The organism is Finegoldia sp. P2-F-LR (genome assembly GCF_052932265.1).
Genome location: NZ_JBRFJF010000015.1, coordinates 13,683 through 33,827 on the forward strand (window position 1 = coordinate 13,683; position 20,145 = coordinate 33,827).

Annotated in this window: 30 protein-coding genes; 3 read left to right on the plus strand and 27 right to left on the minus strand. The window is 31.5% G+C overall.

Annotated elements, in window-relative coordinates:
* Positions 1-11: 11 nt before the first annotated feature.
* From rplK to ACU68W_RS08895, 21 genes are all read right to left on the minus strand, one after another.
* Positions 12-437, minus strand: a complete 426-nt coding sequence (gene rplK / locus ACU68W_RS08795) for a 50S ribosomal protein L11 (RefSeq protein ID WP_002835316.1) — start codon at positions 435-437, stop codon at positions 12-14.
* 88 nt (positions 438-525) lie between these two features.
* A complete protein-coding gene (gene nusG / locus ACU68W_RS08800) occupies positions 526-1,107 on the minus strand; it encodes a transcription termination/antitermination protein NusG (protein WP_094223328.1) in 582 nt (193 codons plus the stop codon).
* 18 nt (positions 1,108-1,125) lie between these two features.
* Positions 1,126-1,344 carry a preprotein translocase subunit SecE gene (gene secE, locus ACU68W_RS08805; RefSeq protein WP_094205471.1) on the minus strand — a complete coding sequence of 73 codons (219 nt, stop codon included), beginning with the start codon at positions 1,342-1,344 and terminating at the stop codon, positions 1,126-1,128.
* Between the two features lie 9 nt (positions 1,345-1,353).
* Positions 1,354-1,503: a 50S ribosomal protein L33 gene (gene rpmG, locus ACU68W_RS08810; protein WP_002835319.1), complete on the minus strand. Its 150-nt coding sequence runs from the start codon at positions 1,501-1,503 to the stop codon at positions 1,354-1,356.
* 76 nt (positions 1,504-1,579) lie between these two features.
* Positions 1,580-2,137 (minus strand): elongation factor P, encoded by a 558-nt coding sequence (efp, locus tag ACU68W_RS08815; RefSeq protein ID WP_002835320.1) that lies wholly within the window; start codon positions 2,135-2,137, stop codon positions 1,580-1,582.
* Between the two features lie 57 nt (positions 2,138-2,194).
* Positions 2,195-2,683, minus strand: a complete 489-nt coding sequence (locus tag ACU68W_RS08820) for a MogA/MoaB family molybdenum cofactor biosynthesis protein (RefSeq protein ID WP_002835321.1) — start codon at positions 2,681-2,683, stop codon at positions 2,195-2,197.
* Positions 2,684-2,755: 72 nt separating this feature from the next.
* Positions 2,756-3,103, minus strand: coding sequence for a YraN family protein (locus tag ACU68W_RS08825; RefSeq protein WP_172976498.1), 348 nt, complete (start codon positions 3,101-3,103; stop codon positions 2,756-2,758).
* Positions 3,078-3,701, minus strand: coding sequence for a ribonuclease HII (locus tag ACU68W_RS08830; protein ID WP_094205469.1), 624 nt, complete (start codon positions 3,699-3,701; stop codon positions 3,078-3,080). The genes ACU68W_RS08825 and ACU68W_RS08830 overlap by 26 nt, the downstream gene beginning before the upstream one ends.
* The gene (ylqF, locus tag ACU68W_RS08835) at positions 3,688-4,545 is read right to left on the minus strand and encodes a ribosome biogenesis GTPase YlqF (protein ID WP_094208431.1); all 858 of its coding nucleotides are present in this window, start codon (positions 4,543-4,545) and stop codon (positions 3,688-3,690) included. Before ylqF ends, ACU68W_RS08830 begins: the two co-directional genes overlap by 14 nt.
* A 51-nt stretch (positions 4,546-4,596) precedes the next feature.
* A complete protein-coding gene (gene rplS, locus ACU68W_RS08840) occupies positions 4,597-4,944 on the minus strand; it encodes a 50S ribosomal protein L19 (protein ID WP_002835325.1) in 348 nt (115 codons plus the stop codon).
* Positions 4,944-5,645, minus strand: coding sequence for a tRNA (guanosine(37)-N1)-methyltransferase TrmD (gene trmD, locus ACU68W_RS08845; protein ID WP_002835326.1), 702 nt, complete (start codon positions 5,643-5,645; stop codon positions 4,944-4,946). The genes rplS and trmD overlap by 1 nt, the downstream gene beginning before the upstream one ends.
* Positions 5,645-6,133: a ribosome maturation factor RimM gene (gene rimM, locus ACU68W_RS08850; RefSeq protein ID WP_002835327.1), complete on the minus strand. Its 489-nt coding sequence runs from the start codon at positions 6,131-6,133 to the stop codon at positions 5,645-5,647. Before rimM ends, trmD begins: the two co-directional genes overlap by 1 nt.
* Positions 6,133-6,363, minus strand: coding sequence for a KH domain-containing protein (locus ACU68W_RS08855; protein WP_094223327.1), 231 nt, complete (start codon positions 6,361-6,363; stop codon positions 6,133-6,135). The genes rimM and ACU68W_RS08855 overlap by 1 nt, the downstream gene beginning before the upstream one ends.
* A gap of 21 nt (positions 6,364-6,384) precedes the next feature.
* Positions 6,385-6,636 carry a 30S ribosomal protein S16 gene (gene rpsP / locus ACU68W_RS08860; RefSeq protein ID WP_002835329.1) on the minus strand — a complete coding sequence of 84 codons (252 nt, stop codon included), beginning with the start codon at positions 6,634-6,636 and terminating at the stop codon, positions 6,385-6,387.
* A 19-nt stretch (positions 6,637-6,655) separates the two neighbouring features.
* Entirely contained in the window at positions 6,656-7,996 is a 1,341-nt protein-coding gene (gene ffh / locus ACU68W_RS08865) for a signal recognition particle protein (protein WP_035109224.1), read from the minus strand.
* A complete protein-coding gene (gene ylxM / locus ACU68W_RS08870) occupies positions 7,986-8,351 on the minus strand; it encodes a YlxM family DNA-binding protein (RefSeq protein ID WP_002835331.1) in 366 nt (121 codons plus the stop codon). Before ylxM ends, ffh begins: the two co-directional genes overlap by 11 nt.
* A 115-nt stretch (positions 8,352-8,466) precedes the next feature.
* On the minus strand, positions 8,467-9,426 hold the full coding sequence (locus ACU68W_RS08875; protein ID WP_094223326.1) for an NAD(P)H-dependent glycerol-3-phosphate dehydrogenase: 960 nt from the start codon (positions 9,424-9,426) through the stop codon (positions 8,467-8,469).
* Positions 9,427-9,437: 11 nt separating this feature from the next.
* Positions 9,438-9,812, minus strand: coding sequence for a hypothetical protein (locus tag ACU68W_RS08880; protein WP_094205463.1), 375 nt, complete (start codon positions 9,810-9,812; stop codon positions 9,438-9,440).
* A 117-nt stretch (positions 9,813-9,929) separates the two neighbouring features.
* Positions 9,930-11,402 carry an aspartate ammonia-lyase gene (locus tag ACU68W_RS08885; protein ID WP_094223325.1) on the minus strand — a complete coding sequence of 491 codons (1,473 nt, stop codon included), beginning with the start codon at positions 11,400-11,402 and terminating at the stop codon, positions 9,930-9,932.
* A gap of 165 nt (positions 11,403-11,567) precedes the next feature.
* Positions 11,568-12,860 carry an NAD(P)H-dependent oxidoreductase gene (locus ACU68W_RS08890; protein WP_094208429.1) on the minus strand — a complete coding sequence of 431 codons (1,293 nt, stop codon included), beginning with the start codon at positions 12,858-12,860 and terminating at the stop codon, positions 11,568-11,570.
* Positions 12,861-14,084 (minus strand): NAD(P)/FAD-dependent oxidoreductase, encoded by a 1,224-nt coding sequence (locus tag ACU68W_RS08895; protein WP_094223324.1) that lies wholly within the window; start codon positions 14,082-14,084, stop codon positions 12,861-12,863.
* Positions 14,085-14,429: 345 nt separating this feature from the next.
* On the opposite strand from ACU68W_RS08895, the gene ACU68W_RS08900 reads away from it, so the two are divergent.
* Entirely contained in the window at positions 14,430-14,603 is a 174-nt protein-coding gene (locus ACU68W_RS08900; protein ID WP_446756407.1) for a hypothetical protein, read from the plus strand.
* 113 nt (positions 14,604-14,716) lie between these two features.
* Here the strand turns inward: ACU68W_RS08900 and ACU68W_RS08905 are convergent, their stop codons facing one another.
* The gene (locus ACU68W_RS08905) at positions 14,717-14,953 is read right to left on the minus strand and encodes a glutaredoxin family protein (protein ID WP_035109230.1); all 237 of its coding nucleotides are present in this window, start codon (positions 14,951-14,953) and stop codon (positions 14,717-14,719) included.
* A gap of 83 nt (positions 14,954-15,036) precedes the next feature.
* Here ACU68W_RS08905 and ACU68W_RS08910 point away from each other — a divergent pair, with 83 nt between their 5' ends.
* Complete coding sequence (locus ACU68W_RS08910) at positions 15,037-15,357, plus strand: hypothetical protein (protein WP_094223323.1); 321 nt, start codon at positions 15,037-15,039, stop codon at positions 15,355-15,357.
* 45 nt (positions 15,358-15,402) lie between these two features.
* Here ACU68W_RS08910 and ACU68W_RS08915 read toward each other — a convergent pair whose 3' ends face one another.
* The 5 genes from ACU68W_RS08915 to dnaX all read right to left on the minus strand — a co-directional run bounded on the left by ACU68W_RS08915 (position 15,403) and on the right by dnaX (position 19,061).
* On the minus strand, positions 15,403-15,705 hold the full coding sequence (locus ACU68W_RS08915; RefSeq protein ID WP_002838595.1) for an AzlD domain-containing protein: 303 nt from the start codon (positions 15,703-15,705) through the stop codon (positions 15,403-15,405).
* Positions 15,698-16,390, minus strand: a complete 693-nt coding sequence (locus ACU68W_RS08920) for an AzlC family ABC transporter permease (protein WP_035109231.1) — start codon at positions 16,388-16,390, stop codon at positions 15,698-15,700. Before ACU68W_RS08920 ends, ACU68W_RS08915 begins: the two co-directional genes overlap by 8 nt.
* A 78-nt stretch (positions 16,391-16,468) precedes the next feature.
* Positions 16,469-17,077 (minus strand): recombination mediator RecR, encoded by a 609-nt coding sequence (gene recR, locus ACU68W_RS08925; protein WP_446756408.1) that lies wholly within the window; start codon positions 17,075-17,077, stop codon positions 16,469-16,471.
* A 17-nt stretch (positions 17,078-17,094) separates the two neighbouring features.
* Positions 17,095-17,436: a YbaB/EbfC family nucleoid-associated protein gene (locus ACU68W_RS08930; protein ID WP_002838638.1), complete on the minus strand. Its 342-nt coding sequence runs from the start codon at positions 17,434-17,436 to the stop codon at positions 17,095-17,097.
* 8 nt (positions 17,437-17,444) lie between these two features.
* Entirely contained in the window at positions 17,445-19,061 is a 1,617-nt protein-coding gene (gene dnaX, locus ACU68W_RS08935; RefSeq protein WP_446756409.1) for a DNA polymerase III subunit gamma/tau, read from the minus strand.
* Positions 19,062-19,221: 160 nt separating this feature from the next.
* On the opposite strand from dnaX, the gene ACU68W_RS08940 reads away from it, so the two are divergent.
* On the plus strand, positions 19,222-19,998 hold the full coding sequence (locus ACU68W_RS08940; protein WP_094223320.1) for a ZIP family metal transporter: 777 nt from the start codon (positions 19,222-19,224) through the stop codon (positions 19,996-19,998).
* Positions 19,999-20,145 lie beyond the last annotated feature (147 nt).

A 20,145-nucleotide genomic window follows, 5' to 3' on the forward strand; every position in this document is an offset into this window, starting at 1 on the left:
TTAATCTCCCACTATTCTTCTACTGTAACTCCCATACTTCTTGCTGTACCTTTAATCATACTCATAGCAGATTCTAAGTTTGCTGCATTTAAGTCAGGCATTTTAATTTCAGCAATTTTCTTAACTTGTTCTTTAGTTAATTGTCCAACTTTAGTTTTATTAGGTTCTCCTGAAGCAGAATTTAATCCTAATTCTTTTTTAATAAGAACTGGTGCTGGTGGAGTTTTTGTTATAAATGTGAATGATCTGTCTTGGTATACAGTCATAACAACTGGAATAATCATTCCCATTTGGTCTTGAGTTTTTGCGTTAAACTCTTTTGTAAATTGCATTATATTAACACCGTGAGGTCCAAGTGCTGTACCTACTGGTGGTGCAGGTGTTGCTTTACCTGCAGGAATTTGTAACTTTACTATTGCTTGTACTTTTTTAGCCATATTAGTTCCTCCTTAAACTATTGTGGTTATCGGGGCTAACCTCCCACATCGATCTATATGAAATTAATTAAATAACTTATATTCAAATTTATATTTTTTCGATATCATCAAAGCTAATTTCAACAGATGTGTCTCTGCCGAACAAGGAAATTAAAACTTTACAGATAGCTTTTTCAGTATTTATTTCTTCAATAATACCTACTTGATCGCTAAATGCTCCAGAAACAATATTCACATTGTCTCCCACATTAACATCAATTTCTTTTTTAGAGTAAGATTGATTTTTAAGAGCGAATTTTTGGATTTCCTTTTCACTAACTGCTACAGGTTTGGATTCTGGTCCTACAAATCCTGTAACACCTCTGGTATTTCTAACTAAATACCATGAGACATCGGTAATTATCATCTTAACGAAAACATAACCGGGGAAGATCTTTCTTTCTTTTAACTTTTTAGCTCCACCGACCTCTGAAACATATTCTTCAGTAGGTACTACTACTTCAAATATATCGTCGATATAACCACGATTTTCTACCATTTTTTCAATATTAACTTTTACTTTACCTTCGTGTCCAGAGTAAGTATGTACTACATACCATTTTCCCTCTTTGGCACGTTCCTTAAAATCTTCAGTTGCATTTTCAACAAATGTGTTATTTTTTTCGGTCATTGTGGATACTGTTCCTTTCTATATAAATAGTCCAATTAAACGTTGGAACACAGTATCTAATCCGTATACGATTAATGCAACTATAAAGGAAATTATAACTACTACTATTGAGTATTCTAAAGTTTCCTTTGGTGTCGGCCAGACAATTTTATTCCATTCAGTCTTCACGCCTTTCAAAAATCCTTGATTTTTTTGGGCTGATTTTTGATTAGAATTTTGCGTATTTTTCGCTGCCATAAGCTCCTCCTATCTTGTTTCCTTGTGTAGAGTGTGCTTTTTACAGAATTTACAATACTTGTTAGTTTCCACTCTATCAGGGTGAAGTTTTTTATTCTTTTTAGTAGTGTAATTTCTGCTCTTGCATTCAGTACATTCTAAAATTACTTTATCTCTCATATTAGACCTCCTCTATTAGTATGGACAAAATCCACCGTACTACTTTATCATAAACGCGTTGAAAAGTCAATAAATACTATACTCTTGACAAATATTCTCCAGTTCTTGTATCTATCTTAATTTTATCTCCTTCGTTTACAAATAAAGGTACGTTAACTGTAGCGCCTGTTTCTACAGTAGCTGGTTTTGTAGCTCCTGTTGCAGTGTTACCTTTAATACCAGGTTCTGTTTGAGTGATTTCTAACTCAACAAAGTTTGGTGGAGAAACTTGGAATGCTTTACCTTTGAAAAATTTGATTGTTGCCATATCATTTTCCTTTATATAAAGAATAGCTTCTTCAACACTATCTTTATCAATTGGTAATTGTTCATAAGATTCTGGGTCCATGAAATAATATAAAGTTCCATCGTTGTATAAGTATTGCATTTCTCTTGTTTCAATTCTAGCTTCTTCATATTTTTCGTTAGGATTGAATGTCATGTCTCTGTTTGAACCAGTCATAACTGATCTGATTTTTGTTCTTACGAAAGCTGCACCTTTTCCTGGTTTAACGTGTTGGAAATCTATAATTTGCCATACATCCCCATCCATTTCAAAAGTTGTGCCTTTTCTAAAATCTCCTGCTTGTATCATATATACCTCCTACAATTATCTATCATATATTATACATTACTAATTAATTATGAACAACTATTTTCTCGCACATTCTGATGCATCGCCTTGTAAAATTTTCAAAGCGTGATCTAACGTATCAATTATGTATTCCAAACTTTCTTCAACAGCCTTAGGACTACCCGGCATATTTATTATGAGGGAGTTTTTTCTAATAACTGAAACAGCTCTTGAAAGCATTGCTCTTTTTGTAATCGTCATCGAATAATTTCTAATCGCTTCACTAATTCCCAAACAAAGTTTTTCTGAAACTTCTAATGTAGCCTCAGGAGTTACATCTCTTTTTGAAAATCCAGTTCCACCCGTAGTCAAAATCAACTCAATATTTTCATTGGAATACTCGATTAATTTTTCTTTTATAAGTTCTTTTTCATCTGCTACAATATCATATTTTTCTAATTTATAGCCGTTTTTTTCGATAATTTCTATGATTTTTTTACCACTTAAATCTTCTCTTTTTCCTTGAGAACCCTTGTCTGATACTGTAAGCACTGCTACTTTATACATATTAAAACCTCTTTGTGTCAATATATTTGCTTGACCTTGATATTATATAAAAACACTAGCCCATTGTCAATATTAAAATGCGTCAATATAGTGATTTAATTTGAAATTATCCAAATAAATTTCTATCACATCAAATCTAGGCTGATAATCGTACAAATCATTTTTGTCGATATAAATTTCTGTCGTTTTTCTTATTCTGTCTTGTTTTCCCAAAGTTACAAAATCAGAAGGGGCACCGAACTTATCATCAGTCCTTGCTTTTACTTCAACTATTACCAAATAATTTTCGTAAGTACAGACTATGTCCAATTCCCCAATTCTCTCCGAATAATTTCTGTCAATAATTTCGTAACCTTTTTCTATTAAATATTCACAAGCGTAATCCTCGGCAATTTTACCTCGGTTTTTTTCCATTTTCATATAATTTCCTCAAAAAAGTTTTTCTGTGAAGCGGACACTCTCCATATTCAAGTATCATTTCTCTGTGAAGTTTAGTTCCATATCCCTTGTGTTTTTCAAAACCGTATTGTGGATAGATAGTAGCCATATCCTTCATGTACTCATCTCTTATAACCTTTGCTACAATTGATGCACAAGAAATCGGATATAATTTTTCGTCACCTTTGACAAATGACATTTGTTTAATATCTGTATCAATAATTTCTGCATCAATTACAATCAAATCAGGTTTTATGAATTTATTGTCCTTTGTTTTCAAACTTTCTACGGCTCTTTTCATGGATAATCTCGTGGCTTGCTTGATGTTAATCTCATCAATCACACTTTGATCCACAAAATTTACACTGTATGCCAAAGCTTGATCCAAAATCATATCCTTGAATTTAATTCTTTTTTTTTCAGAAAGCTTTTTTGAGTCAGTGACTCCTTCTATTATCTCACAATTTTTAGGCATAATAATTGCACATGTCACAACAGGACCTGCTAATGGTCCTCTTCCAACTTCATCTACGCCACAAATTAATTCTTCCTCAAATTCGTTATAATCAATCGCAAACATCTTCTAATGAAATTCTTCCTAACTTTGTTTTTCTAAATTCATCTATAACTATTGATGAAACTTTAGAATAATCAATATTTTTTCCTTTTAACAAACAGCCACGTCTTATAGCAATATCATCCATTATTTCGATTGTTTCCTTGCTTTGTGTATCAATCGAATATCTTTTTTCTAAAATTTGTGGATTAATACTCATTAGTTTCTCAATGAGTTTGTACGCTAAGTTTTCTTCATCCAAAATTTCATCTTTGATAGCTCCAGTAAATGCCAAGTTTAAGCCTATTTCATTATCTTCGAATTTTGGCCACAAAACACCTGGCGTATCCAACAATTCCATCTTGCCTTTTATCCTAATCCACTGATTAGTCCTTGTAACACCTGGAGTGTTTCCTGTTTTGGCAGATTGTCTGTTGGATAATTTGTTGATTATAGTAGATTTTCCAACATTTGGAATACCAACTATCATCATTCTAATAATTTCTGATTTTATGTTTTTGTCTTTTCTATTCGCAAGTACATCTTCTAAAATCTTTTTAGCTGTTGGCTCAATTTTATCCAAATTTTTACCGTTTTTGCTATCGATTGGAAGTGCTGTTATATTTTTCTTTGCAAAATAATTAATCCAGTTTTGTGTGATTTTAGGATCTGCCATGTCCATCTTGTTCAATAAAATCAATTGCGGCTTATCCTTTAAGATATCTTCTATAACTGGATTCATGGATGATTTTACAATTCTGCTATCCACAAGAACCAAAACTATGTCGACAAGTTTCATGTTTTCTTTTATCTTGTCGATAGCTTTTTTCATATGTCCCGGATACCAGTTTATATTATTAATGTCCATGTTATTTCCTTTCCATCTAAAAAAAGTACTGAGAAAACCTCAGCACTCAATTTAGAATTTTTGTTTTTCTTTAACTTTAGCAGCTTTACCTTCTCTGTGTCTTAAGTAGAATAATTTTGATCTTCTTACTTTACCTTCTCTAACTAATCTTACGTTAGTTACTCTTGGTGAGTTGATTAAGAAAGTTCTTTCTACTCCTACACCGTAAGCTAATCTTCTTACTGTGAAAGTTCTTCTAAGTCCAGTTCCTTGCATTTTAATTACAGTTCCTTCATAAACTTGAACTCTTTCTTTGTTACCTTCTTTGATAAGGTAGTCTACTTTTACAGTATCGCCAACATGAAAGTCGAACTTATTTTCTCTTAATTGTTCATCTTCTAATGTTTTTATAATATCCATTATGATCCTCCTTGGTTTTTTTCTTTCAGATATTTCTGATATATATCTTCTCTTTTAAGTTTAGTGTTGTTTAGTCTTGATTTTTCTCGCCACTGTTCGATTTTTTCGTGATTTCCTGATAATAAAACTTCAGGAACTTCATATCCGTTAAATACTCTGGGTCTTGTGTAGGAATCTTCCTGTAGCAATAAATTGTAGTGCGAATCTGTTTTATAACTTTCATCATTTCCCAAAACATCGTTAATCATTCGGCTTACACAATCTATAAGAACCATAGCTCCTAATTCTCCACCAGTCATCACATAATCTCCAATAGAAATCTCCTCATCACAATAATGATTGATGATTCTACTGTCGACACCTTCGTAATGGCCACAAAGAATGACTATTTCTTTTTCTTTTGAAAGTTCTATACACTTTTGTTGATTAAGAACTTTCCCTTGAGGAGACATAAACACAACTTTTGATTTGTTTTTGTTCACATCTTCCAAGCAGTCATAAATTGGTTGGCAAGTCATAAGCATCCCAGCTCCGCCACCATATATCTCATCGTCTACTTTTTTGTGTTTATTTTTAGTGTAATCCCTAATATTAACCACTTCAAGTTCAATGAGATTATTTTGTACTGCTTTTCCTATGACTCCGTATGATTTTAAGTAATCAAAACTTTCTGGAAATAATGTGAGAATTATAAATTTCATCACATACCCTCAATTATAACTACATCGATTAATCCATTTTCTAAATCTATTTTTTTAATGAACTCTTTTACAGCAGGTATCATAAATTCTTTTTCATCGTTTTTTATTACATATACATCATTACTATAAACGCTCAAAACTTCAACCAAATCTCCGATGTATTCACCATTACTATAAGCTTTCAATCCTATCAAATCGTCAATGTAAAAGCTTCCATCTTTCAATTCGTATCTGTCTTTTTCATCTATATATAAAAACTGTTTTTTGAATTCAAGAACTTCATTAATATCGTTAAATTCTTCAAAATCAATGTACAAAAAACCCTTGTACATTCTATAATTTTGAATATTGACCTTAACTTTTTTATCCCCGAGATAATAACAAATATCTTCGTCAAATCTTTCGATATTATCAGTCAACGGTCTCATTTTAAGACATCCTTTAATACCGTGAGTATTGAGCACTTCTGCTACAGCTATATATTCCATTATTGCAAAATATCTACGACAACTTTTTCGCCACTCTTAATAGCCGCTGCCTTAGTAATAGTTCTAATTGCCTTGGCAATCTTCCCTTCTTTTCCTATAATTTTCCCCAAATCTTTGGAATCTGCTTTAATTTCTATAATAACCGTATGTTTGTCTTGTCTTGATGTTACTTCAACTGCTTCTTTGTTATCAACTAACGAAGTAGCAATTGTTTTAACTAATTTTTCCATGACAACTCCCAACTTGTATTATTATTTTGCTTCGTAAACTCCATTATTTTTGAATAATCTGTCTACTGTATCTGTAGGTTTTGCACCATTTTTAATCCATTGTTGAACTTTTTCGCTATCAACTTTAACAGTTTTTTCTTCAACTAATGGGTTGTAATATCCGATTTCTTCGATGAATTTACCATCACGAGGACATCTTGAATCTGCGACAACTATTCTATAAAATGGTTTCTTCTTTGCTCCCATTCTTTTCAATCTAATTTTTACTGACATAATTTACCTCCATAACTTATTATCTAAAAAAAGGCATTTTCATTTTACCTTTTTTGCCAAATTTCTTCTGTAGCGCTCCCATATTTTTCATCATAACTTTCATTTCTTTAAATTGTTTCAAAAGTTTATTAACCGCTACTTGATCTTGACCGCATCCTTTAGCAATTCTTTTTCTTCTAGATATGCTAATGATATCTGGATTTTCTCTTTCTTGTTTGGTCATAGATTTGATAATCGCTTCAATCTTGTCAAATTCTTTATTGTCGAAATTCACTTGTTTAAGCATTTTGCTATCTACGCCCGGAATCATTGCAAGAATATCTTGCATAGGTCCCATTTTTTTGATTTGCTGCATTTGGTCAAGAAAATCATTAAAGTCAAAACTTTGAGCTTTAATCTTTTCTTCTAATTCTTTTGCCTTCTTCTCGTCAAATTGATTTTGTGCTTTTTCGATAAGGCTAAGAACATCTCCCATACCCAAGATACGAGATGCCATTCTGTCCGGATGGAACGGCTCTAAATCTCCAAGTTTTTCACCTACACCTATAAATTTAATAGGCTTATCAGCTACTTGTCTGATTGATAAAGCAGCACCACCTCTTGCATCACCGTCTAACTTAGTAAGGATAATTCCTGTAATATCCAAATCCTCGTTAAACTTAGCTGCAACATTCACTGCATCTTGTCCAGTCATCGCATCTACAACTAACAAAATATCTGAAGGATTCACTTCTTGTTTAATATTTTTCAGCTCATCCATCAAAGTATCGTCAATATGAAGACGACCGGCAGTATCTATAATTACATAATCAATGTTTTTTTTCTTAGCTTCTTCGATTGCTTTTTTTGAAATTTCAACGGGATTTGTTTGTCCCATTTCAAATACTTCTACCCCAACTTTTCCACCAACAACTTGAAGTTGTTTAATGGCAGCAGGTCTATAAATATCACACGCTACAAGTAAGACGCTTTTGTTTTTGTTTTTCAAATTCAATGCAAGTTTTCCGGCATGAGTAGTTTTACCTGCCCCTTGCAAACCACAAAGCATAATTACCGTAGGTTTCATTGGTGAAACGTTAAGTTTTTCTTCCTTTTCACCCATCATTTTAGTTAATTCTTCATTAACTATTTTAATAACTTGTTGACCTGGAGTAAGACTTTCCAAAACAGAAGAATCGATAGCACGTTCTTTTACTTGAGATATAAAATCTTTGACAACTTTATAGTTAACGTCCGCTTCCAATAAAGCAAGTTTAACTTCTCTCATTGCAACATCTATATCTTTTTCCGTCAACTTTCCTCTGTTGGTCAATTTTGACAAGGCATTTTGTAATTTATCGGACAAATTTTCAAATATCATTTTCCACATCCTCTAAATCATTTAAGAAATCTTCTATATCTATAATGATATTTTCAATTTCTTTGCTTTTGATTTCTGGTGACAAAGAGAAAAGATCATTTCTGATTTTTCTAAGAAATTGATGACTCTTTTTTGATTTTTCAATTAAGCCAAGTTTTTGTTCGTATTCATAAAGCTTATTTTCAGCTCTTTTCAAACTATCACTTACAGCTTGTTTTGAAATATCACAAATTTGAGCAATTTCATTTAATGACAAATCCTCATTGTAGTATTTGTCAATTACATCGTATTCTCTTTTCGTAAGCAATTTACCATAATAATCAAACATCATGGTAATATTTAATAATTTTTCCATTCAATCACCGTCAACCTTTTTACTTGACTTGTATATTATATAAACTTAAAATCCATTTGTCAAGCATTTTAATCAAAAAAAGAAGTGCTTTTTTGCACTTCTAATTTGTTTTTTGTTAATAAAATTCTTTTTTCAAACTTCTACTGAATAATTTGTCGATTTCTTCTTCGCATTTCGAATTTTCGTACAAAACTTTGTACACTGCATTGTTAATCGGTAAATCCAAATTCATTTTGTCTGCTTGTAATTTAATAGCTTTTACAGTGTAGTATCCTTCAGCTAATTTGTCGTATTTTTCTGATTTTGCATACATTTCACCGAACATTCTGTTGTGAGAATATTGTGAAAACACTGTAGCCTCATAATCTCCCAAGTGACAAAGTCCGTACGCGCTGAGCTCTTTACCTCCCGAAGCTTTAATAAACCTTGCGACTTCTCTACAACCTCTGCTCATTAAAGCTCCCTTCAAAGAACTTATTTTCATTCCATCCAACATTCCCGCAGCAATTCCAATTACGTTTTTGTAAGCTGCGCCGATTTCATTTCCAATCAAATCTTGGCCATAATAAAACCTAATCAAATCTGAACTGTAATTTTCAATCAACAATTCTTTCACATCTTCATCTTCCGAATCAATTACCATACAATTTGGAACATTGCGGTAAAATTCTTGTGGATGACCTGGACCGATCCAAGCTGCAACTTTGTTAGATCCATCCATAATTTCTTTGCAGACTTCTGATAATCTTTTTCCAGTCGAAATCTCAATCCCCTTCATATTAGTAACGATAATTTTATCCTTAATTCCAATAGACTTAAGTTCTTCACACACATTTCTAAAACCTTGTGCATTTATACTAACATGAATAACATCACATCCTTTTGCTCTTGTGATATCATCGGTTAATTCTAAATCATCTTGCAAAGTAATAATTCCATTGCTACGACTTTTCTTAAAGTTTTCGAAATCTTCAGTTCCATTCAAACCATACAACAAAACTTCATGACCAATTTTTTTCAAATACCAAGCGATGAAACTTCCCCATCTGCCAGGCCCTATAACCATAATTTTCATCATATACCTCTTTATTTCTTTTTGTTAGATTTCTTATTATTTTCTTTATTAATAGCTCTCATTCTAATCATATTCATCCACAAAAGTGTGTTATAAATTAAAAATGTTAGATATGTTAAGAACACATATACCTTATTAGGATGGTAATAAATCAACATAAAACCTATTAACAAAACGATAAAACTTCCGTATTCGAATTTTGTTCTTTTTCTTTCAAGACTTTTTGGTAAAATCATTTTATTTTGCGACGCATAAACTGCCCACGCAAGTAAAATTAACAACGCTATAATATTGTGGCCTCTAAGTAGAGTAGATACGAAAACCACCATCAAAACATTTGATATCGCCAATATAACATTGTCTGCATTTTTAGTATTATTTTTCATCATATCACCTAAATAAATTATAACATATTAGCAAATTTAAAATAATGTAAAACTTTTAGTTCGTAATAAAAAATCCTGTTATCAAATGCTTGATAACAAGATTTTGTCAACATAAAATTATTTTTTTGCTTTTTGTTCCTTGTCTTCTTGTTTCTTCTTTTCGATGTAAGCTTGTTGTTTTTGTTTAATCAAATATTCTGCTGCAATTCCTGGCATTGTCATTGCTATTGGATCAAGGATTTCCTTTAATTCATCTTCTGTTAAGATTTTTTCGTCCAATACGATATTTCTAACTGTGATTCCTGTACTCAATGCACGTTTTGCGATTTCAGCAGATTTTTTGTATCCGATATGAGGAACAAGTGCTGTAACTATTCCTACAGATTTTTCGACGTCGTTTGAAAGTTTTTGTCTGTTTGGTTTGATACCAATTATGCAGTTTTCTCTGAAAGTTTTCACTGCATTAGTCAATATAGATATAGATTCAAATAAACTATCGAACAAAACCGGTTCGAATGCGTTAAGTTCCAATTGTCCGTGTTCTGCACACATTGTAATTGTATTATCGTTACCAATAATCCTGAATACAACTTGGTTAACAACTTCTGGAATTACAGGATTTACTTTACCTGGCATTATTGATGAACCATTTTGTCTAGCTGGAAGTTCAATATCTCCTACCATTGTTTTTGGTCCTGAACTCATTAATCTCAAATCACTTGCCATTTTTGACAAACTTACGGCTGTTGATTTTACTGCTGAAGATATTTCTACAAGACCATCAAGGTTATTAGTTCCATCTATTAAATCTTCTGCTTGATGCAAATCAAATCCTGTTAATTCTGCTAGAATAGGAACTATATTTGTGAAGTAAACTTTGTCTACATTTACTCCAGTACCAATCGCAGTTGCTCCCATATTTATAGATTCAATTTGATCTGATGACCTTCTAATTCTTTTGATATCTCTTTTGATTACTGAGTAATACGCATGAAATTCTTGTCCCAATCTAATTGGAACTGCATCTTGAAGTTGGGTACGTCCCATTTTAAGTACATCATCAAATTCTACAGATTTATTTAACAAAGAAATCTCTAATTGCTTTAATTCATTTAAAGCTTTTATTAGTAGTCTTAAAGTTGCAATCTTGCCCGCAGTTGGAAAAACATCGTTTGTTGATTGACTCATATTAACGTGATCGTTTGGATGAACATATTCATAAGTTCCCAATCCGCCGCCAAGTTTTTCGTTGGCAATGTTTGCAATAACTTCATTGGCATTCATGTTAGCAGTTGTACCAGCTCCACCCTGAATTGGATCAGTCAAAAATTGATCGTGATATTCTCCTTGAAGAATTTTGTCGCATGCGTAAACGATTGCGTTTTTGACATCTTCTCTCATGATTCCTGCTCTGTGATTTGCTATAGCACAAGCTTTTTTAACTATTGTCAATCCATAAATTAATTCTTCATGTAAAGTTCTCCCTGTTATTGGGAAATTTTCCATTCCTCTTAAAGATTGCACACCGTAATATGCATCTTTTGGAACTTGCTTTTCACCAACACTATCAGACTCTAATCTGTAATCCATATTAACCCCCAAAAAACGTTTATTTATTACATTACAAATTGATATTAACACTTTTAAAATCCATTGTCAAAAATTTATAAAAATTGATTTTAAAAATAAAAATCAGCCGATATTTCGAAGTTTAAAAAACTTTTTATCGACTGATAATAAATTTATTTTGTAATTTTATAATCCCAATTCATCTTGTCTCTTACGAAGTTTTGTAATTATATGATCTTCATCTAAATTAACCATATCGTAAGTAATCAAAGTGTCTTTTGCTATATCTACTTTTGCTGTTGTTTTTTCTGTGATGATTGGCATTGGTAACAAATTATTCTCCATTTGGTGTTTGTGAGATGTAATTTTACCAAAGCAATCGTGTCCACCAATACCTTCGATTCTTTGACCTTTTTTGATGTCTCTTTTTGCAACTGTAATTGTATCGGAAACTTGTCCGTATTTTGGATAAATTGTCGGTTCTTTCTCTACAATTGCATCGTAAATTGTAAGAGGAGTTTCCAAACTTGTCAAATGATATGGTCTGTACAAAGTATAGTTAGGTCCTTTACCCATTGATAAATATTCCATTAAATCATGAACTTCGTTAGTATCGTGAGTTACAATTGCAAAAACTCCAGGCGCAACCCCAAATGCAAAATCAACTATATTGTAATTATTTAAAATTCCGCCTTGTTCTTTTAATTTAAATTCATCTGCGATATCGTGAATATTTGTTGTAATTCCATGACAACCCAAAACATCAGGAGTAAATCCCAACGCATTTGCCACAGCAGTAAGTTCGATCATAGTATTAGTTCCATCTACAAATGATGTCAACATTTTTGGAACCAAACCCTTTGACAAAGCTTCTTCTCTTAAAATATCTTCATTAGTATAATTATCCAATGGATTATTCTTGCCTTTACCTACAGCTAACAATTTAAATCCCAGCCCAAGTGCAAAATCCGACAATTGAATTATAGCGCCTGGTTCATCTCCTGCAGATCCAGTGTAGACAACGCCTTTTTTCTTCGCCATTTCGTTTAAGATAGGTCCCACAACAGCATCACATTCTACATTTAATAAAATAGTATGCTTTTCGTGTTCAATACTTTCAACTGCAAGTTGTGTTCCAAATGGAGGATTTCCTGTCGCATCGATTACTCCATCAATCATATCTAATTTGTAACTCAAAGTATAATCATCACTTACTACAAACGAATTATTTTTAATAGCATTTTCTGCAACCTTCAAATCGGTTGTTTTGATAATATCCACATCTTTTACACCTGCTTTTCTCAAAGCAGTTACGCACTTGTCGACGTGTCTATCTATAATAACAGAAGGTCTCATTCCTTTGATTCTACTCAACTGACTCACAAGACCCGATCCCATTTTGCCACAACCAACCAAACCTACTCTAACTTTTTGACCGTGGTTATCTAAGTCAACAAGTTTTCTTTGCATTTTATTCATTTAGTTCTCCTTTTTAATTATAGACATCGCACAAGAATACGCCGATGAAAAAGCCCATTGAAGATTGTATCCGCCACAATCTCCGTCGACATCCATAATTTCACCAATAATATACAGATTTTTAATTTTTTTTGATTCCATAGTAGAAGGATTGATTTCATCTGTGTCGACTCCTCCGCAAGTTATCTGACCAGAATCTTCATCCTTGTATCCACTAACACTAAATTCCAAATTTTTAAGAATGTGTGCTAATTTGTAGATTTCTTCCTTACTAAGTTCACACACATTAATATCGTATTCGATATTCGCTTGATTCAAAACTTCTTCAATCAAATTATCGTTAATCAAACCGACCAACAACTCTTTTATTTTCTTATAATAATTTAAAGATATTATGTAGATTAAATGCTCATACAATTTATTTTCATCCAAATCTACAGTGTCAATTCTTATTTTGACATCTAATCCCTTGTTTTTAGCTCTGATTGCTTCTCCTGATAATTGCAAAATAGTTGGCCCACTAATTCCATAATCAGTAAACAAAACATCGTGATAAAATTCAAAAACTTCTTTTCCGTCCACTACTAACTTTGCATTAGCCTTGAATTTGGTGCCGCTCATTTTCTTGAAACTATCTCCATTAAGCCTCAATTGCACAATTCCTGGATGAGTTTTCACGATATTATGTCCCAATTTCTCCATCAGAATGTATCCGTTTCCATCAGAGCCACTTTTTTTGTAAGCCTTCGACCCACAAGCTATTATCAAATAATCAAACTTGTAAATCGAATCATTGGATTTTACTTCAAAAACATCTCCGTCTTTTCTTACATCATCAACAAAACTATCGTAGATGAATTCTACCTCCAAATGATTTGCCAAGCACATCATTTGTTTCACTATTGATGAAGCTTGCAAACTTTTTGGGAAAATTTTTCCATTTTCAAGCTCAACTTCAGGAATTCCCATATCATTGAAAAATTCTATAACATCATAATTATCAAACTTTTTAATAGCACTTATTGTGAATTTTGGATTTTCGCCATGATAATTCTTATAAGATACATTTCTGTTAGTAAAATTGCACCTACCATTACCAGTTGCATAAATTTTCTTCAAAGCGTTGGCGTTTCTTTCAATAACAGTCGTATCTATGTAATTTTGTTTTAAAATTAATGCCGCAAAAACCCCACTAGCTCCTGCTCCAATAATTCCTACTTTCATATTCCCCTCAATTCCCTAAATCGTAATAAATTTGTAACTTATTAAGTTTAATTCTATGATATTATAATGATAAGAATAAATGGTTGTTCATCCTCCTAATATGAACTTGCCAATGTTATTTAAGTAGCAAATCTATCCCAAAGATTTGCTACTTTTTTTATTACGTTAATTATTTTATCACAAATTGCTCAAATTATTATAATTAAAATTTAATTAAAACATTCAAAAGCCAAATTTTCTCGAATTTTAAATGATAATTAATATTGACAAGTCAAGGGCATTTTTTTAAAATGAAAATGAGAATTGCATTCACTATTATTTTCCCTAATATAAAAGGAGGTATTAATGAAATACAAAAATACAAAAAGAGTAATAGGATTTATTTATTTAATCACATTAATAATTATGTTTTTAAATTTCAACGAAATGATCAAATTGAATAGATTAATCGAAGGTACTCTTATTTTTTTTAACATAATATTATGTATTATATACTATAACGTACTTAATAAAAACTAGAAATAATCATAAAAAACAGTGATGTAATTCTCTCTATAAATTAGAGTAAACTTTTACAAAAATAACAATACAAAAAATGCTACATACATTAGTATGTAGCATTTTTAAAATTTTTATTGGAATTTTTCGTCCAAGAATTTTATAATATCCATTGATTCATACATTGGTTTTCCATCAATGAAAAGACAAGGTACTTGGTCTTGTCCACCTTTTTCGATAAGGTATTTTTCATTAGCTTCGTCAGCTTTGATGTCTACTAATTCAACATCCTTAATTCCTTTTTTTTCTATAAATCTTAAAACCTTCTTGCAGAATGGGCAAGTTTCTTTATAATACAATTTTAAATCCATAATAATCTCCTTTTCGTCTAATTCTTTGATACAATATATATACCCGAACAAAAAATATATAAACATGAACAAAAGGAGTTTTTATGATAACATATAAAATAGATGTATACATACCAGAAGATTACATAGATTTGATAATAAAAAAACTAGGTGATGAAAAAATTATAACCATAGGAAATTACGATTATTGTTATACTACATCGAAAGTAAAAGGTCATTTTATGCCCAATGATTTAGCAAATAATTTTTCTGGCGAAAAAAATATTATCAACGAAGTTGACGAAATCAAATTAGAATTTCGCACGACAGAAAATAATATCAAAAAATGTATACAAATTATCGAAGATATTCACCCATATGAAGAATGCGTGTATGATATTTTCGAAATAAAAAATTTTAAATAATAAAAACCTTCTGCGGCTTGAATTTAAGCTACAGAAGGTATTTTTTTAGAAAAATTTCAAACAAACAAATGCTGTTAGAACTGCTAATATAATTGTTAGTCCAACATTTTCTTTCAAATAAGCTATAATAATCGCTACGATTGAAGCTACAATTGTAGGAATTAACATTTCACTTGAAGCTGTCAGAATTCCTCTTATAACCATAATACTTAATGATGTATATGGTATTATGTTTAAAAATTCGGCGGTTTGTCTAGAAAGTTGTTTTCCTTTTAAATATTTAAGAGGTATTATCTTAGGAACAGCTGTAACTAAGCTACATAATAAAATTAAAATTATATTATACATTTTGACCTCTTTTCATAATTACTTTCAATCCTATGAATGATGATAATAAAATTGCTAATATTATATCCCATCCAGATGGTATAAATTTTAAATAAAAAATAATTGCATAAGTTACAACGCCTATCAAGCTAACTACCAAACCATTGGAACTTTTCTTAATTGATGGTACAACAAGTGCTATAAACATTGCAGTAAGTCCTACTTCTAATGATGTTTGGACTGATTTTGGCATTAATTGTCCTATCAAATATCCAACAGGCGTAAATATTCCCCAAGCCAAATAAGGTCCTAATTCTACGGCCAACGCAAATTCTGTGTTTAGCTTTTCTTTATTAAAACTCATTACCGAAAATGCTTCATCTGTCAACATAAAGCCTATTACAGGAAGAGCTTTCGGATTTATTTTTTGTGTATGAATCCCCAAAGATGTCGACATTATGAACAATCTCAAATTTAATAAAAATACCGACAACACGATGGAAAACATACCTACTCCAGCCCCCAATAATTCAACTGCCATGAATTGTGCTGCTCCAGAATAGAAAACAAAAGAAAACAAAGTCGAATCCAACATGCTAATGTTTTGACCTTTGCACAACAAACCAAAAGCCATCGCTATAGGAATATATCCCAACATAATTGGAGACGAAAATTTGATTGCTTCTTTAATTCTATTTGAATCCATTAAATTTTCCTCCATTCCATTTTTATTACAAACATTTAAACGTAAGAAATCATAATCTACAAGAATTGCAGATTATGATTATTTTATTTCTCTTCTATCCAAAATAGCTTTGTACAAGCTCATTTCGTCATAATATTCCAAATTAGCTCCCAATGGTACTCCCATCGCAATTCTGGAAACTTTTACTTTATATTCTTCATTTTTAAGAACTTCTATTATGAAGTTAGTTGTCAAATCTCCGTTAGTTGTTGGTGATAATGCTAGGATAACTTCCTTTACATAATCTTTTTTACATCTCAAAAACAAATTTTCCAAATTCAAATCCTGCGGAGCAATATTATCTCTTGGAGATAATAATCCTCCTAATACGTGATATTTCCCATTGTATTCGCCAGTTTTTTCAATTGATATTACATTCATTGAATCTTCAACTACAGTTATGACACTGTTATCTCTTTTTTGATTGGAACAAATATCACACAATTTTTTATCAGTAAGATTTCCACAATTAGCACATGGTCTAATATTAGTCTTCACATTTACAATACTTTCTACAAGCTCATCGACTTTCTTAGGATCCATATCTATAATTCTATAAGCTAATCTTTTCGCACTTTTTCTGCCAATAGTTGGCAAATTGGACAAGTTTTTAATCAATTCGTCCATTGCTTTAGGGTATAGTGACAAAATTATCCCCCCCTTATTTAGAATCCTGGAATATTAATTCCTCCAGTGATTTTACCAAGTTCAGACTCACTCATGTCCAATACTTTTTTGATAGCGTCATTAACAGCTACCATAACCATATCTTGAAGCATTTCAACATCGCCATCTTTTACCAAATCTTCATCTATTTTAATAGAAACTATTTCTTTTTTTCCGTTTGCTACAACTTCAATAGCTCCGCCACCACTAGTTGCAGTAACTTCAGTTTCTTCTAATCTTTTTTGAGTTTCTTCCATTTGTCTTTGCATTTTTTGCATTTGTTTCATCATGTTACCCATGTTTCCCATGCCAGGCATTCCGCCTCTAAATTTATTTCCCATAATTCCTCCTATTTTTCGATTATTTGGAAATTATTTCCAAACAAATTTTGTAATTTTTTAACATTTTCATTTGCTTTTTTCTCTGCTTCATCATCAATTTGTAAATCTAAAACCTTGAAATCATAATGAGGTTTTAGTAATTGTTCGATAACTTTTTTGTGAGGAAGCAAAGTGTACATATACAACTGGTTAGTTTTCAAAATCAACTTATCATTATCCAAACTAGCTTTAATATCATTAGCTAATTCTTTTGGAATTTTGTCGAAGTCTCTTAAAACTTCTCTTAATTTTACAAAAGAATCCTCATTTTCGACAATTTCGTCTTCATCCGTGTCGTCGATTTTTTCATCAGTCTTTATTATATCATTTTTATTGGATAATTCATCTGATTTTTCTGCTTTTTCTGAAGATTTTTGTGAAATTTCTATGTTTTTATCGATTTTTTCATCAAATTCGACTAATTTTTGTGAAGAATTGATTTTTATCCCATTTTGTTCAATATTTTTGAGCTTATCTTCCAAAGTATTCACTCTGGCAATCAAATCATCGTAATCAATGTAATCTATTAGGCGCATTACCAAAATTTCAAGCAGAGCTTTTTGATTGTCTGCCTGTTTAAGTTTTTTCTGATGCTCTATTATAATCGACATACTTTCGACTATTTGCCTATTCGTAATCAATTCAGATTGCGCATTATACTCAACATTGTATTGAGTGTTGTTCTGTCTGATATTGTCAAGGCCATTTTTTGATAGCAACAAGTTTCTATAATGATTTAACAATTCATCCATAACATTTTCTACAGGCTTGTTGTGCGATATTGTGTACAAATTATCCAAAACTTCTGTTGCATCTTTTTTTATGATGCTATTTACAAGCTTGAAAATTCCTGTATTGTCGACAATACCAAGTATATCATTTATATCTTGTTTTGTTATATTTTCTTTTTCAATGCTTAATACTTGATCTAAAATAGATAATGCATCTCTCATTGCACCATCAGCTTTGTTTGCAATAAGTTCAATCGCATCATCGTCCATTTTTCTGTTCAAATCATTCAGAATATATTTGATATTATCTGAAATATCCTTAGCATTAATCATCTTGAACTCATAGCGTTGACATCTTGATAAAATTGTTTGAGGAATTTTATCGATTTCTGTCGTAGCTAGTATAAACACCAAATGTTTTGGTGGCTCTTCCATGATTTTAAGTAAAGCGTTAAATCCTTCATTAGTAATCATGTGTGCTTCGTCTATAATATAAACTTTGTACTTTAATTTTGTAGGTGGATAAATTACTTTATCTCGCAGTTCTCTGATATCGTCAATTCTTCTGTTACTAGCAGCATCCATTTCTACGATATCTAATGTGGATTCTTCCAAAGAACTCATACAATTCTCACATTTATTGCAAGGATTTCCATCTTGTAAATTCAAACAGTTGATAGCTCTTGCAAAAATTTTCGCACAACTAGTTTTACCTGTTCCTCTTGAACCAGAAAAAATATACGCGTGAGAAATATTTTTCGTTTCGATTTGATTTTTTAAAATATCAGTTATATGTTTTTGACCGTAAACTTTATCGAAAGTATCTGGTCTATATTTTCTGTAAATAGCTTGCATAAATACCTCGTTTCAATTGTTAAACTACGAGTAATTTTTTTAAATTTTTCATTCAAAAATATACTAAATCTCTTAATATTATAACATATTTGATATTTCTTGAATTCATAGTAAAATAGTATTAGAAATTTTATTTTTAAAATTTTTGAAGGGGGATTTAATGATGAAAAATATTGACCCATTTTTATTGACAATGTTAGGGTTAATAGTTCCTGGTCTTCTAACCGGAGTAGGAGCAATCCCTGTTTTTTTCACAAGAAATGTAAGTCAAGGTAAGTTAGATGTATTTTTAGGGGCAGCTGCAGGTGTCATGCTTTCTGCAACTTGTTTTTCGTTAATTTTACCTAGTATTGAAGAAAACGGTGGGGGCTTTAGAGGAGTTATAATCTCTTCACTAGGAATTTTAGCAGGAGCTGTGTTTTTGGATATAATCGACAAATACTCTCCGCATGAGCATTTATTAGACAAAAGAGTTGAAGGAAATCCTTCAGATTCTTTGAAAAAAATATGGTTGTTTGTAATTGCGATTACAATTCACAATTTTCCAGAAGGTATGGCAACTGGAGTTGGTTTTGGTGGAGATTCAATAGCAAATGGTCTTCCAATCGCAATAGGAATTGGTCTACAAAATATGCCTGAAGGTTTGGCTGTAGCTTTGTCTTTGGTTAGAGAAAATTACACAGTCAAAAAAGCATTCTTAATCGCATTATTTACAGGATTAGTAGAACCAATCGGTGCGTTTTTGGGTTACGGACTTGTTACTTGGTTCTCGCCTATTTTGGGATTTATTTTAGCTTTTGCAGGAGGCGCAATGCTTTTTGTCATTAGCGACGAAATTATTCCTGAAACTCACAGCAACGGATATGAACGTCAAGCGACTTATGGAATTATAATTGGATTTATCATAATGATGATTTTAGATGTTGCTCTTGGCTAAATAAAAAAAGCGGCTACTAGTTGATATGTACCCTCTTTACTGGACAAACCAGTAAGGAGGGTATTTTTATGAAATATAGTTATGAATTTAAAAAAGAATGCGTACAGTTGTACAGAGAAGGAAGATGGGCGGATACACCTGAAGGAG

Coding starts and splice junctions, on each gene's coding strand:
- rplK (WP_002835316.1), bottom strand. CDS start 437: ATGGCTAAAAAAGTACAAGCAATAGTAAAGTTACAAATTCCTGCAGGT.
- nusG (WP_094223328.1), bottom strand. CDS start 1,107: ATGACCGAAAAAAATAACACATTTGTTGAAAATGCAACTGAAGATTTT.
- secE (WP_094205471.1), bottom strand. CDS start 1,344: ATGGCAGCGAAAAATACGCAAAATTCTAATCAAAAATCAGCCCAAAAA.
- rpmG (WP_002835319.1), bottom strand. CDS start 1,503: ATGAGAGATAAAGTAATTTTAGAATGTACTGAATGCAAGAGCAGAAAT.
- efp (WP_002835320.1), bottom strand. CDS start 2,137: ATGATACAAGCAGGAGATTTTAGAAAAGGCACAACTTTTGAAATGGAT.
- ACU68W_RS08820 (WP_002835321.1), bottom strand. CDS start 2,683: ATGTATAAAGTAGCAGTGCTTACAGTATCAGACAAGGGTTCTCAAGGA.
- ACU68W_RS08825 (WP_172976498.1), bottom strand. CDS start 3,103: ATGAAAATGGAAAAAAACCGAGGTAAAATTGCCGAGGATTACGCTTGT.
- ACU68W_RS08830 (WP_094205469.1), bottom strand. CDS start 3,701: ATGTTTGCGATTGATTATAACGAATTTGAGGAAGAATTAATTTGTGGC.
- ylqF (WP_094208431.1), bottom strand. CDS start 4,545: ATGGACATTAATAATATAAACTGGTATCCGGGACATATGAAAAAAGCT.
- rplS (WP_002835325.1), bottom strand. CDS start 4,944: ATGGATATTATAAAAACATTAGAAGATGAACAATTAAGAGAAAATAAG.
- trmD (WP_002835326.1), bottom strand. CDS start 5,645: ATGAAATTTATAATTCTCACATTATTTCCAGAAAGTTTTGATTACTTA.
- rimM (WP_002835327.1), bottom strand. CDS start 6,133: ATGGAATATATAGCTGTAGCAGAAGTGCTCAATACTCACGGTATTAAA.
- ACU68W_RS08855 (WP_094223327.1), bottom strand. CDS start 6,363: ATGGAAAAATTAGTTAAAACAATTGCTACTTCGTTAGTTGATAACAAA.
- rpsP (WP_002835329.1), bottom strand. CDS start 6,636: ATGTCAGTAAAAATTAGATTGAAAAGAATGGGAGCAAAGAAGAAACCA.
- ffh (WP_035109224.1), bottom strand. CDS start 7,996: ATGATATTTGAAAATTTGTCCGATAAATTACAAAATGCCTTGTCAAAA.
- ylxM (WP_002835331.1), bottom strand. CDS start 8,351: ATGGAAAAATTATTAAATATTACCATGATGTTTGATTATTATGGTAAA.
- ACU68W_RS08875 (WP_094223326.1), bottom strand. CDS start 9,426: ATGAAAATTATGGTTATAGGGCCTGGCAGATGGGGAAGTTTCATCGCT.
- ACU68W_RS08880 (WP_094205463.1), bottom strand. CDS start 9,812: ATGAAAAATAATACTAAAAATGCAGACAATGTTATATTGGCGATATCA.
- ACU68W_RS08885 (WP_094223325.1), bottom strand. CDS start 11,402: ATGGATTACAGATTAGAGTCTGATAGTGTTGGTGAAAAGCAAGTTCCA.
- ACU68W_RS08890 (WP_094208429.1), bottom strand. CDS start 12,860: ATGAATAAAATGCAAAGAAAACTTGTTGACTTAGATAACCACGGTCAA.
- ACU68W_RS08895 (WP_094223324.1), bottom strand. CDS start 14,084: ATGAAAGTAGGAATTATTGGAGCAGGAGCTAGTGGGGTTTTTGCGGCA.
- ACU68W_RS08900 (WP_446756407.1), top strand. CDS start 14,430: ATGAAATACAAAAATACAAAAAGAGTAATAGGATTTATTTATTTAATC.
- ACU68W_RS08905 (WP_035109230.1), bottom strand. CDS start 14,953: ATGGATTTAAAATTGTATTATAAAGAAACTTGCCCATTCTGCAAGAAG.
- ACU68W_RS08910 (WP_094223323.1), top strand. CDS start 15,037: ATGATAACATATAAAATAGATGTATACATACCAGAAGATTACATAGAT.
- ACU68W_RS08915 (WP_002838595.1), bottom strand. CDS start 15,705: ATGTATAATATAATTTTAATTTTATTATGTAGCTTAGTTACAGCTGTT.
- ACU68W_RS08920 (WP_035109231.1), bottom strand. CDS start 16,390: ATGGATTCAAATAGAATTAAAGAAGCAATCAAATTTTCGTCTCCAATT.
- ACU68W_RS08930 (WP_002838638.1), bottom strand. CDS start 17,436: ATGGGAAATAAATTTAGAGGCGGAATGCCTGGCATGGGAAACATGGGT.
- dnaX (WP_446756409.1), bottom strand. CDS start 19,061: ATGCAAGCTATTTACAGAAAATATAGACCAGATACTTTCGATAAAGTT.
- ACU68W_RS08940 (WP_094223320.1), top strand. CDS start 19,222: ATGATGAAAAATATTGACCCATTTTTATTGACAATGTTAGGGTTAATA.